This window comes from Salmonella sp. 32100201201700099SM, assembly GCF_017572645.1.
In the GTDB taxonomy this organism is placed as follows: Bacteria; Pseudomonadota; Gammaproteobacteria; order Enterobacterales; family Enterobacteriaceae; genus Salmonella; species Salmonella enterica.
Map to the genome: position 1 here is coordinate 619952 of NZ_JAGERQ010000001.1, position 12989 is coordinate 632940.

Sequence of the window (12989 nt, forward strand, 5' to 3'; positions counted from 1 at the left end):
GTGTTTTACGTCTGCCAGTTACATCCTCTTTTAGTAAGTGGGGTAAGCTCGCTTCCAGTTTCCGGGAGACACTATAATTCTCCTCCCTACTACAGGAATTGTGACTATAAGTTCGTCACTGTGGAGCAAAAATCATCTCATCAGCCAAAAATGCAGCCTGGCCTGATAGCTTTTCCATTTTTCACCGTGAAGTATCTCCGCACTACACTGGATAGTAATTATTCATTATATGAGGCGATTAAGGATGGGGCAGGATTCGGACGACAGGCGCCGTACCTCCAGTGCTGGAAGGGTATGGCAGGATCATAAAGATATGGTCAGGCAAGCGCTACGTGTAAGTATTCCGTGGTTCACATTTGTGAATATCAGCTTTGCGCTTATCATTTTATTTCGCCACATACTCATCAGTGACTTTGACAAGTCGATCAGTGCACAGACTGGAATACTGCCTTTAATAGACGATATTATGGGCAGTATTATTGTTTTTTCGTTCCTGATACTCCTTTTCATTTACCGCCTTCCGACCAGATTTACTCCTCTTTGTCTGGTGATGCTACTGATTCTCAGTCTGATGTGGAGCTATTGTAGCTACTGTTTTATTGTCTGGTGGCAGCTGCCTTTTGCCTGGCCTCTCAGTGTCATCCTTATGCTTACCGCGCTGGCTGCGCTTTATTATCATCTGCCAGCGTTGCTACTTTTCATCGTCCCGTTATGGCTGACCGCCCTACTGGCCAGTGTGCAGCTTAACCAGTATATGAATATCCGGTTTTTATTAGTCTGGCTTACTCTTACCGCCATACTCATTTATGGTCGCTTTATCCTGCAGCGCTGGTTTGATGAAGCCTGGTTGCGTTACCAGGAAAACCGGATGCTTATTGCGCGTCTCGACGTTATGGCTCACCAGGATGCACTGACCGGGACCGCTAATCGACGTTCAATGGAAAGTTTTCTTGGGGGTGCTCTCCGCCAGACGGAGCCGTTTGCACTGATCATGCTCGATGTGGACTATTTCAAAAACTATAACGACCATTATGGTCACCAGGCTGGCGATGCCTGTCTGGCAAAGGTGGCCTGTGTAGTGAAGAGGTCGATTCGTACTCCGGCAGACCTGGTGGCACGTTACGGGGGCGAGGAGTTTGTCGTTGTGCTGCCTTCTTCGTCGCTGAATGAAGCAGCACTGGTTGCTCAACGTATTCAGACAAACCTGCGTGAAACCGCACTGCCACATGCAGCATCTGCGGTTAGCGAAACGGTCACCGTCAGCATGGGCATCACCCTTTCCACAGCCGGTGACACTGTTACCGGCATTATTGCCAGAGCGGACGAGGCCCTTTATCGGGCTAAACAACAGGGACGTAATCGTTGGGTAAAGTAAAACCAGTTGCCCGGTGTTTGATACAGATGATCACCTTGCCATACTCAGATAATTAAAACTGAATATTTGGAAGCAAAAAAGACAGTCGGACTCACGGAACCTTTGCGCTGGTACAGCCTGAATATCAGATAAAATTATGTCCAGCCGCAGACAACCAGTTGACAGTGGAATATTCCTGGTGTTGTGAACAAGGCGACATTCACAACACGACTGTGCTCACGGAATTCAAATGCCGAACGGGTGATTACGATATTCACTACCTCTGCAAAGTTATATTATTCGATTTTCATGCAGATTCCGCCTCCCGGTAATGTCCCGGATAAAATGCCAGTCCCCTTTGCATCGTCACGCTGTTCCGGCACTCCGTACAGATAACGTTTCTGGTCCGGTCGTAGGAACTCACGACACCTTCCGGCGTTTTCAGAAAGCGGGTAATCCTGGCATCTTCACGTTTCTGCTTCCAAAGCAGGAAAACCTGTTCCGAAGGAAAAATACCGCTTCTCCCGGCCTGATACAGATCCCCACAACTTTCCGCCTTTTCCAAGTAGTGGCGGGCTGTAAAAATGGTTAACCCTGTTATCTTCCGCAGCTCTCCAAACGTCATCCGACCGTGTGTTCGTATCAGTTCCGTCAGGCGCTTCTGTATTTCAGCTTTCTGCGCCGGTGTGTAATTTCTGCTCATAAGTCCCCCCCTGTTAAAGCCTTCCCGCCGCCTTACGCCGTCTGAATTCTTCCATCATCAGTTGTGCCGGGGTTGGCCCTGCCGGATGGCGCGGCGCTGCAAGTTGACGGCGTACCGGCGGTAGCCACAACGGAAATCCGAAAAGTTCCGGCGCTGGGTGACTGTGACACCATGAGTTTTGTCAGCGCCATCGTTCAGTATTCCCAGCTTGGGCTGGAACCCGGCGGCGCGCTCGGTCATGCCTATCTGCTGCCGTTCGGAAACAAAAACGAAAAGTCAGGCAAAAAAACGTTCAGTTAATTATTGGCTACCGGGGAATGATCGACCTTGCCCGCTGTTCCGGACAGATTGCCAGCCTTTCCGCGCGCGTTGTCCGTGAAGGTGACGATTTCAGCTTCGAGTTTGGTCTGGAAGAGAAGCTGGTACACCGTCCGGGTGAGAACGAAGATGCACAGGTTACTCATGTCTATGCCGTTGCCCGCCTTAATCGATCGCTGCCGACTGGTAAGCCGAACTGATTTCATGATCAGTGCAGGAATCAGGAAAAATAGCCCGACCGGGAATATTCATCCGGATGGATTGACAAAGACATTTGTAAAAGCAAGAAAAGCCTCCGGCGTTAACTTCAGCAATAATCCACCGACATTTCACGAGATCCGAAGTCTGGCCGGGCGGTTGTACAAAAATGAGCACGGCGAGGTGTTCGCCCAAAAACTCCTGGGCCACACCTCAGAGAACACCACGAAACTCTATCTCGATGAACGCGATAATAAAGCTTACGTGATGCTCTGATTTTGCTGTAAAAGAAATGTTAAACTGGATTTGGATGTGATATAACCAAAAAGACCGGAATACAGAAATTCGGAAAATTTCGGATCGTTAATTGTAAATAGCTTATTTATAAGAAAAATAAAAAGAAACCGAATACGATTCCTGTTTACGGCAACAATTGATCTTTCTCTTTAAATTCACAATGTTACATATTAATTAAGTGATTTTAACGATTAGAATACGTTATTTTTGATTCTAATAGATTCAATTAGTTATCACTTTTTACGTTTTAATTCTGACATATTTCGAACCATTTTGCGTATAAATCCCCCGACCAATCAAACTCACTGCCCAATATATCACTCGACCTCTTCCACTGGTGGCCTCCCGATGCCAAATGCCCATGTAGACGAAGGCTTAATAGTGATGCCAACAAAAGCGATCACGAAAAGTTGAACAGATGCCTGGTTTCAGATTAAACACATTGATTAGCCATTCTTAACCAGTAGAATCCGCCGCGACTGGCAACCATTCAATATTCGCACTATCGAACGATCGCCAGTTTGCCGCAGGCCGTTCCTGCATACGACGTGGCTGCGGCACCGATCATACCGGGCAGTCGTCAAACCTCCAGGATCGCGCATCGTCAACGATGCAGGTGATCGTGAACAAGATATAGTTTTCCACAGTTCGTACAGGATAGGCCTCCTTATTGCTGCCTTCGCAGTGACAGTAACTGTCCCTGTGTTTTCACATCCTAACCTACCATGTCCCCGATAAGTTAAGTATATGAGCGTAGAGGAGCTTTTCGACCATGGGCACAACCTCTAAATCTGAAGGGAGTTCATCAATAGATACAATAATGAACGTTTCTTTAAAGATCTTTGTAGTCAGTCCCTGTTAGGTTGTCGTGACATAAGAATATCGCTTAATTTTGAATTCAGGGAAATGTAATTGATTATAAATGTTGGACATGTAGCTACAGAAAAATTCGACACAACTGGAGTGAGCGCCTGTAACAACCAACAGAGTACTTCAGTTGATTTATCCTCCTGTATTATTAATGCTGCTTCAGAATGTACCGTTTTTGTCAGAACAATAATAAAGAAATCGGACAGTTATGATGCTATGCAAATTGACAGGCTTAAAATTGATACGCAGGAAAAATACGACGCTCTTAATTTACAAAGAGAACATCACAAGAAATTTCTGCAAACTATAAAAGCAAACTCTTTTGACAGAGCTATGGCTGAAAGACCAGAAAACCCAATATCTCTGAGTCTAATATATTCTTCCATTGATTCAATAAAATATAACACAGGGAACTGTGCTGATATGTCGCTAATTTTAGGTGCGATTATTGCAAAATATATACCACAAAGACTAACCGGAATAGGATTTTCGAAAAATAATGTATTTGATGCCAGAATAAGCACATCCCTTATGTATAATAGCGCGTCAGGAGGGAATCATGTGGTCGTTTTTTTGACTTTTACTGATTCAAAAGGAATATCGGAATATATACTTGACCCTTGGCTGGATGCGCGCATTTTCAAAAAGGAAGAGTCATATGAAATTTATAAAAACAATAGCAGTGAATATATCAATGAAAATCATTGCTTCGAAGCATACGATAAATACACTGCTATAATGAATAGCGCAGAATATATAGACGCCATAACAAAGACAATAAATCTTTTATATAGAGTTAATCTTGATGAAATTCAATTAACAAATCCATTTAAGTTTATATAATTAACTCTTATGGCTGATTAAAGGAGTGTTATTTTCCCATGAATGGCATCAAAGGCATGTTACTCGCCGGAAATTTTCTGTACAACGTCGAAACGCCAACATCATAAATAATCGCTACCTGCTGTCACGGTACTCCGGCCCTAATGAGGCGCCCGGCTGCGCCCATTGTTCCTGTGATTATTATTTAATAACGATTACGAAAGCAAAAACTCAACTAACTGAATTAAATAGAATTAAACAAAAGTGACATATAAAAATGTACTTAATTATGTACTTTTGAAATCGTCAGCATACGATCTGCTGATCAACATACGACGTTACATCACAATAGTGAACTGTACGACCTATAAACACGATTACAGTCAGTTCTGACTAAACAGCAGGCAGCCTACCAAGGCACGCTCTTGCAAACAACGTGACTGCGGTAATCCATCACATCAGAAATGTGAAAAATCAGGGTGAAAATTTAATTGAAGCTGTCACTTAACCCGAAGCAGGTCTTCATAGCGGATAGTATATCGTGGCGAGAGGATCTCCCGTTTAATATACCACTATTATTGGATTCCCTGCCCAGTATAGGTTACCGGTGCAATGGAGAGAAGACAATCTCATCTGTAGTCTACTGATCAAACATTAGGGTAAGAGTAATGAAAAAAGTATATTTTATGTTTGTTATCTTGTTGTCACTTTCAGGTATTCATTCCGCGATGGCAAAACCCTGGCAGGAGATTAAAGAAAGCAAAGAGTTACGTGTGGGGGTGCCTGGTGACTATGCTCCCCTCGCATTTCACAACAAACAAAATAAATTAATCGGTTTTGATATTGATATGGCATATTCACTGGGCAAAGCTCTGCACCTGAATATCCTGTTTGTACCTAGCAGTTGGCCTACACTGTCAACTGACCTGACAGCAGACAAATTTGATATTGCAATGGGAGGGATTACAGAAACTCCCGGCAGAAGAAAACAGTTCGCACTTTCTTCTCCGGTACTTAAAAATGGGAAAATAGCGCTGACGCAATGTAACAGGATTAATGACTTCAAATCTCTTGAAGATATTGACCGTAAGGGCGTGCGGATTGTTGTTAATCCAGGTGGTACAAATCTGGACTATGTTGACAAGCATATCAGGTATGCAGATGTTATTCGCGAAAAAGATAATGATGCCACTCTGCAGAGGATTCGTGAACGCAGCGCTGATGTCATGTTTACCGACTTGCTCGAAGGTACTTATTACCAGAACAAAGAGCCAGGCGTCTTCTGCGTATCAACCAGGAGTATCCTCCCCGACACTGCCGGTAATAAAGTCTATATGATGGCGAAGGATAATCAGTATCTTCTTGATGCTGTAAATAGCTGGTTATCTGATGAAAACAAAATCATACTTGCCAGAAAGTGGCTGATAAATCCAGAGTAGCCGCCACAAAGTTTTGACAAGCACCATTGCCGACTGACGAACAGAACTGGCGCGGAGTGAAAGATGTGACGACGATAAAGCCAGCCAGGCTAAATGGATGGCTTATATCAGGAAGCTTAAAACGCTGGATTTAACAGGCGTTTCAGATGAGGCCACATTCACAGTAATCAGATGGTCTGCATTACCACAGTAATACTACTAACTTGCAGTTTTTTAGGCGTTAATTTGGTTCTGGTATCTACACGAGTTCATTCAGATACAAGTAAATTTTCTGTAGAGAATGAAATTACTATACTTATTATTCCATTTCAAAGTAAATACTTGCTTAACAATCAGTAGACAGACAAGAAAAATTTTCGCCTCTGCTTTATCCTGGTAAAGGATTGCGGTAAAAGTTAAGAAGGCAGCATAACTCTCAACTATGTGGATAATATTATGAATAAATTTAACAGTGTATTGTTAGCGCTGGTTTTTGCTATATCAGCCATAACATTTTCTTCATCTGCAATGGCCACTGAAAGCGGTAATAAAGGATTCCCGGGCATTTCCTTTCCGTGGTGTAAAATCTGGCCGGCAGGTATATCAATCCCAGAACTACCGTTGGGTAAAATATGCTGGTAAACGAAACAACCTTTTATTAACCTGGGTGATTAATTACCGTGTAAACAAGTAATTTGTGATACATGGATAATTAAAGTGCCACAGTAACGACTACAGACTGGCTGGTTTATCCGGCCAGGAGAGGCAGATGTATCCACCCTGTTTACCATTACGCTGTAGAGTTCCCATGCTTCCAGCCGTTTAATCTCGTCATCTGTGGCAAATCATTCACAGTATTTACGTTCTTTCCCATACATTCCCCTGCCAAATCACCTGACCGCCAGATACATCACAATCCGTTTCCACTTCGGCGCGCCAAGCACGGTCATTCCGTCCAGGAATATCAAATTGGCTTCTTTTTTCGTGCGCAGCGCATTGTCGTAAAGGTAGTCGTGGGTTATTGCCGCTTTAGCGTATTTGCCGTCTGGCGGCATGACTGACCAGAAGATGCATGGCACGGTGGCGAGATCAGTTACAAATCCGGCTGGTACGCTGATTACGTCGCTGTTGTCGTCGCTGAGGTAAAACTCAAAAGATTCATGTACACGCCAAAGGTAGTGGCCAGGCATTTCAAGAATGGCCGGGGTTGTGAAGCAGCTCATAATACATTCCTTAACGGTTTTCCGGCCAGCCAACACGTAACCCAGTACAGCCTGTGCGTTGGTGAGACTGTTCACTTCGTCCTTCATCTGCCGCTGGCGTTCGTGGATTTTAAAACCCACCAGTACCATGTTTTGTTGCATAGCGGCTTCGAGTTTAATCAGTTCGTCTGCGCTCATTGGCACATCGATGTTATCTGCATCCGTCCAGAAGAATCCTGGTGGTAGCGTTCCCTGTTTTGCCACCGCCGTTACTGGCGACAGTCGGTCCTGCGACGCTTTACCGCAGTCCCAGTGGTGATCATTCAGTGTGAACGGATAGTTACCGTTTTCCTGCGCATTAGGCCACACATTAATCTCAGCGTATTTCTGACCGAGTGCGGTCGCAAGGTCAGCCACCCACTGACCGTTTTCAAATTTATCTATTGGTGATGTGGGGGCCTGTGTAGTGGTGTTCTCCGGTAACGGGCCGGGTTTTGAAATATAAATCGGGTTGCTGGTTTGCGTGTCGTACACTGTTTCGCCGTGATGGTCTTTGTTCAGACTCCACGTTTCGGTTTCAGGGTCAAATACAGCAATATGACTGGCCGGAATATCAGGAGGGGCAATATCGGTACAGTTTGACGGTAATCCGGTATGTGGCGCTACCGTCGGCAATATCCAGTCCGGCAGTGCCTGTCACCATTACTGAAACATTACTGCCTTCACCGACACTCCAGACCTGCGCGACGATACGGTAATGCTCCTGGATATTTTGTGTCTGCGGTAACAGTGAACAGTCCAGATACAACGAACTCAGTTCCGGATCATCTCCGGTACCGGTGATAATCCCTGTGGTCTGGTCGTTAACACTGGCTGTGATGGCCTTCTCCCTGAAATACTGCTCCACAGCATTTAGCAACTCATCCGGTTTACGGTTACCGATGAATGAGGTTGATATCTGTTCGCTCATCCCTGGCTGCTGCCCGGTCTGGCTATCCCCGGCGCAGCTTCTGCTGTTAAATCAGATGAAACAGAACGCGCCGACGGAGCTGGCCCCCCTGCCGGAGAAAACGGGATAGACCGCTATGACGTGTTACTAAAACGACGGGATTTAGCGACCAACACATACAAAATTCGCGGCAACCAGTTAACGACCGTGAGCGAAAAAATGGGGGAAATGATATTGGCAGAGGTGACCACGCGGCATATTGCTGAGTTTCTGGAGTCATGGATCGCGGAAGGTAAAAACACGATGGCGGGGGCGATGAGGTCTGTACTACCTGACATTTTTCGTGAGGCAATTGTGGAAGGAAGAATAACAACGAATCCGGTTGAGTCAACCCGAGCACCTGAAATTAAGGTTGCCAGGGAACGCCTGCAACTGGAAACATATAACGCCACGCGGACGGCGGCAGAACATCTGCCTGTGTGGTTTCCTCCTGCGATGGATCTCGCGCTGGTTACTGGTCAACGCCGTGAGGATATAGCTAACATGAAGTATAGTGATATCGTTGATGGTCGCCTACACGTAACCCAGATAAAGACAGGAATAAAGATAGCATTCCCCCTCTCCCTGACACTTCAGGCGCCAGGGTTACGTCCGGGACGGTTATCGATCGCTGCCGGCTGGTAAGCAGAACCGATTTCATGATCAGTGCAGGAATCAGGAAAAATAGCCCGACCGGGAATATTCACCCGGATGGGCTGACAAAGAAATTTGTAAAAGCCAGAAAAATTTCAGACGTTAAATGTAGTGATAACCCACCGACATTTCACGAGATCCGTAGCCTGGCTGGTCGGCTGTACAAAGACGAACTCGGCGAGGAATTCGCTCAAAAACTACTGGGCCACACCTCAGAGAACACCACGAAACTCTATCTCGATGAACACGATAATAAAGCTTACGTGATGCTCTAATACTCCAATTTTCGTTGTGAAATAAATGTTAAATTTAATTTGATTGTGATATAACCAAAAAGACCGGAATACAGAAATTCGGACAAATTTCGGACATTTTCGGACAAGCGTTTTTAATTGTTTGATTTGTAAGGAAAATAAAAAGAGACCGAATACGATTCCTGTATTCGGTCCAGGGAAATGGCTCTTGGGAGAGAGCCGTGCGCTAAAAGTTGGCATTAATGCAGGCTAAATCGCCTTGCTCTTTAAGAATAGATGACGACGCTAGGTTTTCCAGTTTGTGACGAAGGTGATTGAAAAAACCTGGCGTATTGTCTGTCATCAGAGATAAAAAAACCGTAAGCCTTTTCGTGAAGGTTTACGGTTTTTTATTAAAAATCAGTCAGCTATTGGATGGATCACAAAGCTTTTGCGCACGTTCGATAAACGGCGCCAGACTCATTTTCTCACCGGGCTTTGCCGGGTTATCGATTTGAATGATGGCAATAGGCTGAGCGCGCGTTTTACCCTCCGCGACTTGCTGCTCGGCAATAGCATTCAAGGGATACTGCACCAGAGTACTGGGGTTGATCACATAGAGCGCCTGGCCAGGCCGACAGGTCAACATGACCTCTTCCCGATTAAACGCCCACTTGTCTTTTCCTACTTCAAAACGACTTACGGTAATCACCTGCGGCGCCGCCAACGCTACGCCCGAAGTGGCCAGCAGAAGCGCCGGAAGGAGTATTTTTTTCATTCGTTATGCCAGTCCATCAGAAAGGTTCGAGGGTTGCAAACAGGCTGACGATCGCCAGAACTATGCCTCCAACTCCCCATTCAATTTGCGTCATCCTGACAAACCATAGGTCAGTCCGGAGATTTTCCTGTCGCATACGTGGTACGAGAACATACCGATTCGTCAGCGCAATTGCTACCATAAGCACCACCAGCGCACATTTTAACAAAAGCAACTGTCCATAAGTGGTCTGCCAGATAGCGGTAAATCCCGTGATAAATAGCGTGTTGCCAATGCCTGTGAGCAATACGCCCGCCACAAAAAAGTGACCATAACGAGAAAAACTCATCATGGCGCTAATGGCATGTTGACGCCAGCGTCCTTGAGCCATGCGCATACAATAAACCACTGGCAACAGCCCGCCAAACCAGGCTGCGGCACAGAGCAAATGCAGAGCATGGTTAATTTGCTGTAATGTTCCCGCTACACCATCGCGCATCGTCGCATGTCCAACGCCTGCCAGCAGGATAAACTGAGCAACGGTTAGAATAAGAAGCCGTCGTTGCATTTTTACCGGCGCAATGACTACCACCGCCAGCGTGACCAGCGCGAGGATAATTTGCCATATCCAGACCGCGCCAAAGCGGGTTTGCAGTACCGCGCCCCACACCGAGACGGAAAAAACATCGGGCCAGCCGCCGCCCATCAGTCCGCCCTGAATTGCCAGCATAAAAGCCGCGCTGATAACGCTCCAGGCGGCGGCATGTCGTTGCAGATGTAAAAATCGACGCGTCATTAAACGACGAATTGATGCGGGTGCCAGCCAGGCGCCGTAAAGCGCGCAGCCGTAGACCAGCATCAAACTAGCAAAATGAATAAATCGGAGAGTTATCCAGACGAATGTCAGCATCATTTATTTCACGCTGAAGGTGTATTTCCCTTTTGTTTTATGTCCATCCACCGACACAACGTGCCAGTCTACCGTGTAAGCGCCAGATTTTAACGGCTGCTCAAGCGGGATAATCAACTGCGTTTTATCCTGTTCATTTCGCTTTGCCGGGCGCGTTTTGATGGACTCTTGCTGAGGGCCAGTAATGGTTGCGCCGCTGAATCCTGGCTCAATCCCTTCAGAAAAGTTCAGAGTCAGCGCCTGTGGCGAGGCCGTAACGGCAGCATTCGCTGCTGGATACTGATGCGTCAGGTGCGCATGTGCCCAGGCCGCTGGCGTCGCAAACGTCGATGCCAGCAGCAGTAAAGCTAAACGTCGCGATGGTGCAGAAGAAGCCATATTCACTATTCCTTTTTGTTATACCTACGTTACAAAGAATAACCTTCAACAATCAATGAGTCGAGGATCATCATTTCCATCTTGCCATTGCCGCGGACTCTTAGTACCTTCTGGCGGCAACAAAAAAGGAGACACGTATGAAAACGAATCTGGCTCAGCTTGAACAAGCGGAAATGGATAAAGTCAATGTGGACCTGGCGGCAGCTGGGGTGGCATTTAAAGAGCGCTACAATATGCCAGTTGTCGCGGAGGCGGTCGAACGTGAGCAGCCAGAGCATCTACGCGCCTGGTTTCGCGAGCGGCTGATTGCCCATCGTCTGGCTTCCGTATCACTATCCCGACTCCCTTACGAACCCAAAGTTAAATAAAAATTATATAACGTTACACTTCCTTACATGCAGACGACTACATTATAAGGCGATTCTTAACCTATGCTTTTTAGAATGGCTGTAGAGACTATGAAAAGGAAGTCATTATGTCCTCCTGGAAAATTGCCGCTGCACAGTACGCGCCCCTGAACGCTTCGCCGGCAGAGCATGTCGCCCATCATCTGGAATATATTGAGCTTGCGGCTCGTCAACAGTGCGAACTGCTGGTCTTTCCGTCACTGTCGCTATTAGGCTGCGACGAAAGAAATAAACCGTTGCCCGCCCCGCCTGACGAGGCGCTTTTACAGCCGCTCACTCATGCGGCCGATACCCACCATATGACTATCATTGTGGGTATGCCTGTTGAGCATAACTGCCGCTTCGTAAAAGGCATCGCTATTTTTGCCCCATGGCTAACGTCGCCGCTCATGTTTCACAAAAGTCATGGCGCCTGTATTGCCAGGCAGCGAAGCGCTATCAACGTGGTGGATGAGCAGCCAGAAGGTGGTGATATAGACCCCTCATTTACGTTATTCACAACCAGTCAATGTCTTAACGAGCCTGAACTCCATGCTTCTACCTCACGCTTACAACGTTTTTCGCATAAATATGCGCTGGCCGTACTGATGGCCAATGCCTGTGGCAGTAGCGCGCTGTGGGATGAAAGCGGGCAACTTATTGTTCGTGCCGATTGCGGTTCGCTATTACTGACGGGTCTGCGCACAACCGAGGGTTGGCAAGGCGATATCATTCCATTACGCTAAGGTCTTTGGGTGAGGAATGAATCATGTTGCGGATTATAGACACGGAAACCTGCGGGCTGCAGGGCGGGATCGTAGAGATAGCCTCTGTAGATGTCATTGATGGCAACATTGTCAATCCCATGAGTCACCTGATACGCCCCGATCGCCTTATTACGCCGCAGGCGATGGCGATACACCGTATTACCGAAGCCATGGTCGCCGATAAGCCGTGGATTGAAGATGTCATACCGCTTTATTACGGTAGTGAGTGGTATGTCGCTCACAATGCCAGTTTCGACAGACGCGTATTACCTGAATTGCCGGGTGAGTGGATCTGTACCATGAAGTTGTCGCGACGCCTGTGGCCGGGAATAAAATACAGCAATATGGCGCTCTATAAATCGCGCAAACTAAGCGTACAAACGCCGCCGGGGCTGCACCATCACCGGGCGCTTTATGATTGCTATATCACCGCCGCCTTGCTGATTGATATTATGCGAACCACCGGCTGGACCGCGGAAGAGATGGTCAATATCACGGGCCGTCCTGCGCTGTTAACCACTTTCCCGTTCGGTAAATACCGCGGTAAGGCGGTATCTGAAGTCGCAAAACGCGATCCGGGCTATTTACGCTGGCTTTTTAATAACCTTGATAATATGAGCCCGGAACTTCGCCTGACGCTTAAACACTACCTGGAAGATGTTCAGGCTGGCGAGCAACGCAGCAATGGAACACCACAATAACCCGCGACGCTCACAAGCCGTTGCGGGCGCGCG

General features: G+C 46.8%; 12 protein-coding genes and 9 pseudogenes. 11 read left to right on the forward strand and 10 right to left on the reverse strand.

Annotated features, from left to right (window positions below):
• Positions 1-244 precede the first annotated feature (244 nt).
• On the forward strand, positions 245-1375 hold the full coding sequence (locus J4685_RS03165) for a GGDEF domain-containing protein (RefSeq protein WP_000529517.1): 1131 nt from the start codon (positions 245-247) through the stop codon (positions 1373-1375).
• Positions 1376-1661: 286 nt separating this feature from the next.
• On the opposite strand, the gene J4685_RS03170 is transcribed toward J4685_RS03165, so the two are convergent.
• Positions 1662-2057: a DUF977 family protein gene (locus tag J4685_RS03170; protein ID WP_000089408.1), complete on the reverse strand. Its 396-nt coding sequence runs from the start codon at positions 2055-2057 to the stop codon at positions 1662-1664.
• Between the two features lie 13 nt (positions 2058-2070).
• Positions 2071-2181 (reverse strand): annotated as a pseudogene (locus J4685_RS22415) (replication protein); the annotation flags it as partial.
• Between J4685_RS22415 and J4685_RS03175 the strand changes: the two are divergent.
• The 3 genes and pseudogenes from J4685_RS03175 to J4685_RS03185 form a co-directional block, all read left to right on the forward strand.
• Positions 2178-2542 (forward strand): annotated as a pseudogene (locus tag J4685_RS03175) (recombinase RecT); the annotation flags it as partial. The pseudogenes J4685_RS22415 and J4685_RS03175 overlap by 4 nt on opposite strands.
• Positions 2541-2849: pseudogene (locus J4685_RS03180) on the forward strand (tyrosine-type recombinase/integrase); the annotation flags it as partial. The pseudogenes J4685_RS03175 and J4685_RS03180, both read left to right, overlap by 2 nt.
• A gap of 933 nt (positions 2850-3782) precedes the next feature.
• Entirely contained in the window at positions 3783-4583 is an 801-nt protein-coding gene (locus J4685_RS03185; RefSeq protein WP_001536069.1) for a hypothetical protein, read from the forward strand.
• Positions 4584-4611: 28 nt separating this feature from the next.
• On the opposite strand, the pseudogene J4685_RS03190 reads toward J4685_RS03185, so the two are convergent.
• Positions 4612-4754 (reverse strand): annotated as a pseudogene (locus J4685_RS03190) (helix-turn-helix domain-containing protein); the annotation flags it as partial.
• A gap of 476 nt (positions 4755-5230) precedes the next feature.
• On the opposite strand from J4685_RS03190, the gene J4685_RS03195 reads away from it, so the two are divergent.
• From J4685_RS03195 to J4685_RS03205, 3 genes and pseudogenes are all read left to right on the forward strand, one after another.
• Complete coding sequence (locus tag J4685_RS03195; RefSeq protein WP_011233020.1) at positions 5231-6001, forward strand: transporter substrate-binding domain-containing protein; 771 nt, start codon at positions 5231-5233, stop codon at positions 5999-6001.
• Positions 6002-6017: 16 nt separating this feature from the next.
• Positions 6018-6194 (forward strand): annotated as a pseudogene (locus J4685_RS22675) (phage tail protein); the annotation flags it as partial.
• Between the two features lie 242 nt (positions 6195-6436).
• Positions 6437-6622, forward strand: coding sequence for a PagK family vesicle-borne virulence factor (locus J4685_RS03205; protein ID WP_071601151.1), 186 nt, complete (start codon positions 6437-6439; stop codon positions 6620-6622).
• A gap of 90 nt (positions 6623-6712) precedes the next feature.
• Here the strand turns inward: J4685_RS03205 and J4685_RS03210 are convergent.
• From J4685_RS03210 to J4685_RS03220, 4 genes and pseudogenes are all read right to left on the reverse strand, one after another.
• Positions 6713-6822: pseudogene (locus tag J4685_RS03210) on the reverse strand (tail fiber assembly protein); the annotation flags it as partial.
• A 48-nt stretch (positions 6823-6870) separates the two neighbouring features.
• A complete protein-coding gene (locus J4685_RS22430) occupies positions 6871-7203 on the reverse strand; it encodes a DUF1353 domain-containing protein (protein WP_011233019.1) in 333 nt (110 codons plus the stop codon).
• A 105-nt stretch (positions 7204-7308) separates the two neighbouring features.
• Positions 7309-7848 (reverse strand): annotated as a pseudogene (locus J4685_RS22435) (DUF4376 domain-containing protein); the annotation flags it as partial.
• Positions 7844-8179 (reverse strand): annotated as a pseudogene (locus J4685_RS03220) (hypothetical protein); the annotation flags it as partial. The pseudogenes J4685_RS22435 and J4685_RS03220, both read right to left, overlap by 5 nt.
• 78 nt (positions 8180-8257) lie before the next feature.
• Here J4685_RS03220 and J4685_RS03225 point away from each other — a divergent pair.
• Positions 8258-9099 (forward strand): annotated as a pseudogene (locus tag J4685_RS03225) (tyrosine-type recombinase/integrase); the annotation flags it as partial.
• A gap of 382 nt (positions 9100-9481) precedes the next feature.
• On the opposite strand, the gene J4685_RS03230 reads toward J4685_RS03225, so the two are convergent.
• From J4685_RS03230 to yobA, 3 genes are read right to left on the reverse strand one after another with little or no spacing between them, the layout of a single operon-like run.
• A complete protein-coding gene (locus J4685_RS03230) occupies positions 9482-9835 on the reverse strand; it encodes a YebY family protein (RefSeq protein WP_000722366.1) in 354 nt (117 codons plus the stop codon).
• Positions 9836-9851: 16 nt separating this feature from the next.
• Complete coding sequence (copD, locus tag J4685_RS03235; RefSeq protein WP_000979692.1) at positions 9852-10727, reverse strand: copper homeostasis membrane protein CopD; 876 nt, start codon at positions 10725-10727, stop codon at positions 9852-9854.
• Complete coding sequence (gene yobA / locus J4685_RS03240; RefSeq protein WP_001664129.1) at positions 10728-11102, reverse strand: CopC domain-containing protein YobA; 375 nt, start codon at positions 11100-11102, stop codon at positions 10728-10730.
• Positions 11103-11239: 137 nt separating this feature from the next.
• On the opposite strand from yobA, the gene J4685_RS03245 reads away from it, so the two are divergent.
• The 3 genes from J4685_RS03245 (at position 11240) to exoX (ending at position 12956) form a co-directional block, all read left to right on the forward strand.
• On the forward strand, positions 11240-11470 hold the full coding sequence (locus J4685_RS03245) for a DNA polymerase III subunit theta (protein ID WP_000856224.1): 231 nt from the start codon (positions 11240-11242) through the stop codon (positions 11468-11470).
• Between the two features lie 107 nt (positions 11471-11577).
• Positions 11578-12234: a carbon-nitrogen hydrolase family protein gene (locus tag J4685_RS03250; RefSeq protein ID WP_000100249.1), complete on the forward strand. Its 657-nt coding sequence runs from the start codon at positions 11578-11580 to the stop codon at positions 12232-12234.
• Between the two features lie 23 nt (positions 12235-12257).
• Positions 12258-12956, forward strand: coding sequence for an exodeoxyribonuclease X (exoX, locus tag J4685_RS03255; RefSeq protein ID WP_000944274.1), 699 nt, complete (start codon positions 12258-12260; stop codon positions 12954-12956).
• The last annotated feature ends 33 nt before the right edge of the window (positions 12957-12989 follow it).